Genomic DNA, 2,387 nt, shown 5'->3' with positions numbered 1-2,387 from the left:
ATGCCGCTTAAATAAGCCTCTAGGAGCCAAGATGCAAAAGCTAGAATTAGGGAGACTAGGCACACCTCAAGTAGAGCTTTATACCAGTTACCCAAGGGGGTAACCCCAGCTATATCCTAATATATGCAGTTATAAATCTTAACAGCCACCTTTTTCCTGCTAAGCATTATCTATGAGCACTGTCTTAATGTCTTGTGCTTCAGCTTTTCCTCGGTTCTTGTAGCTTTTAACTTCTCCACAACTTCTCAACTTCGCTTTTAGGATAGCGGAGCTTGCTAGCAGGGGCTGCACTTCTAATAATGCCCTCCTTAGCCAACCTGGAGAGTCTTGAACTGAGATGTTAAATGTCTTTTGCAATGTACTTTTGTCCAAGCTATACAGAAATAATTAAGAAAAGGGCAATCAAACTCATTTAGCTATATCTTTCTGAAAAGCTGACTAGGCGCCGGGGGCGGGATTTGAACCCGCGCGGGATTTTTTCCACGACTTAGCAGAGCAGGGATCATTAGCTGCCTTCTTAAAATTTAAAATAGATTGGGTGAATATAACAAAGAAGCGCATTTTATCATATATGAAGGGCATTTATTAAAGTTACCATCATTTTAGATATTGTTGCAGCGCTTTTGTGTGTGATTAGAGGTTTGTCTCTTGTGTTTCCAAGATATTCTGAGAGGTCTAGCGCTATCTCAGTCATGTTTGTTAGATGCCTTGCTAGCGGCATGCTGCCAGTCAGCATTTTGTCTAGAACATGTGCGTAAGCTAATGGTTTACGCTTAGAGTATATTGCTAGTAGAAATATGGTTATTGCAAGTCCGGTTGCCCATGGCACCCTTAAGACTTCATGAAGACTTTCCTTTTCAGTAGAGTAAGGTATCCCAAGGTTGTCAAGCGTTAAAATTATGTGCTTGTATAAATTTCTCGCTCTCTCTCCTCCCAACTTTATGTATAGAGGTGACTTTAAGCTTGGAAATTTGACACCGAGCACAGACCTCTTTGGGTTTCTTGACCCGTAATAGATTACATAGTATTCTCCCTTATGCCTTTCCAACCCCTTTCACCCTAATATAAGCGCCGGTGCAATTATGCTTAAACTTGGTTCCCTGCTCCACTTGTGGTATGGGTAAATCCTCCCGTTTTTCAACATGACATCATATCCATGATCTGTTAATAAGAGTACCGTGTAGCTCGTTGAAAGAGCTTTTATCCTTGCTACAAGTCTGGAAATGCTCTCATAAAATGTCTCAACCATGCTTCGTATACTTGTGAAACCAACTTTCTCGAACTTGTGAATCAATCTATCCATATCTCTGAATAACATTTGCTCTGAGCAGTTAAGTTTTCTAGCTAATCCATTAGCAATATCTTCTAAAGAAGGTTCCTTAGAATAATCCACGTTCAAATAGTTCTCGGCCAGAAACTCGAAGGTTTTCGTCTTCCCCCCAGGATTAATCATGAAGAACATATCTCTGAAAGATACCTTATCGGCAAACTCCGTGAAAATAAGTGTGTATTCTGGGAGTGAAAGGCAGTCACAGAGTATTAGGAAAGTCTTTTTCTTTGAGATTTTCGTGAAGTTCTCTATTCTTTTAATGGAATATAGTATTGTTTGACCCGACATTGATTGAGCAGTGCTGGATAGTCTATTGGCAGCGCCTATGAAGCGACCGCAGGCATTTATGGCTCCCTCAAGAAGGGGATTTGATAAAACTTTGCGGTAGGCTCCCTCTTTATATGCTGAGTAAAAGCAGGTTAAAGCACTTTGCTCGTAGATCTCCAACGGCTCCAAACTCGCAGAGGTTCTGAAGGCTCTGTCGAACTCCTGTATGAAATTATTCATGTAGTTTAGGGAGTCGAGCCAATCAATGCTCATTGTGATGCTCCACTCCGCCTAAACTCAACTATTCTTTCATCCATGCCAACCATTCTAAGCATGCCAATAATATCTTCCTTCTTCATCTTCTCCTTTAAGAATACTGTGAGGTATGATTCAGCAATATCATTTCTGTATGTGTTCAGTAACTTATTTACTTCAAGGTTGATAAAAGCTTCTCTTACACACTGGCGGATATCAATTAAACCCTTCTTTTTCAAATCTACTCTAAGACTTACAGCTGAAATCCTATCCGAGTACTGCGGGTTAGTAACTAATGTAAGCCCTATCATAACGTTGTTTATTCCCTTTACTTCCACCACGTCATATAATTCTGGTGACTGTGGAGGTGGAGGAGGCATAGTTGCAGGCTCAAGTATGATTTTTAGGTCTTCAACTGAAACCTTAATCGAGTTTATCTCAGGATCCGGTACAGCATAGGATCCGCCTAAACTTTTAATTACTGTTTCAACAATGCTTATTGACTTCGGTTTTAATGGTATTTCAGGCCACCCTC

3 protein-coding genes are annotated in these 2,387 nt (G+C 40.5%); all 3 read right to left on the bottom strand.

Annotated elements, in window-relative coordinates; all coding sequences use genetic code 11:
* Positions 1-565: 565 nt before the first annotated feature.
* The gene (locus tag QXV08_RS08835) at positions 566-1,048 is read right to left on the bottom strand and encodes a hypothetical protein (protein WP_342821575.1); all 483 of its coding nucleotides are present in this window, start codon (positions 1,046-1,048) and stop codon (positions 566-568) included.
* Positions 1,049-1,054: 6 nt separating this feature from the next.
* Entirely contained in the window at positions 1,055-1,870 is an 816-nt protein-coding gene (locus QXV08_RS08830) for a hypothetical protein (protein ID WP_342821574.1), read from the bottom strand.
* The coding region (locus QXV08_RS08825) for a hypothetical protein (protein ID WP_342821573.1) at positions 1,867-2,387 on the bottom strand (521 nt) is incomplete at its 5' end. The genes QXV08_RS08825 and QXV08_RS08830, both read right to left, overlap by 4 nt.

Source organism: Desulfurococcus sp., assembly GCF_038881575.1.
Taxonomy (GTDB): Archaea; Thermoproteota; Thermoprotei_A; order Sulfolobales; family Desulfurococcaceae; genus Desulfurococcus.
This window is presented reverse-complemented; position numbering and strand designations above follow the sequence as displayed.

What these genes read in the sequence shown, in the direction of transcription:
- QXV08_RS08830 (WP_342821574.1), bottom strand. Translation starts at nt 1,870, where the DNA reads ATGAGCATTGATTGGCTCGACTCCCTAAACTACATGAATAATTTCATA.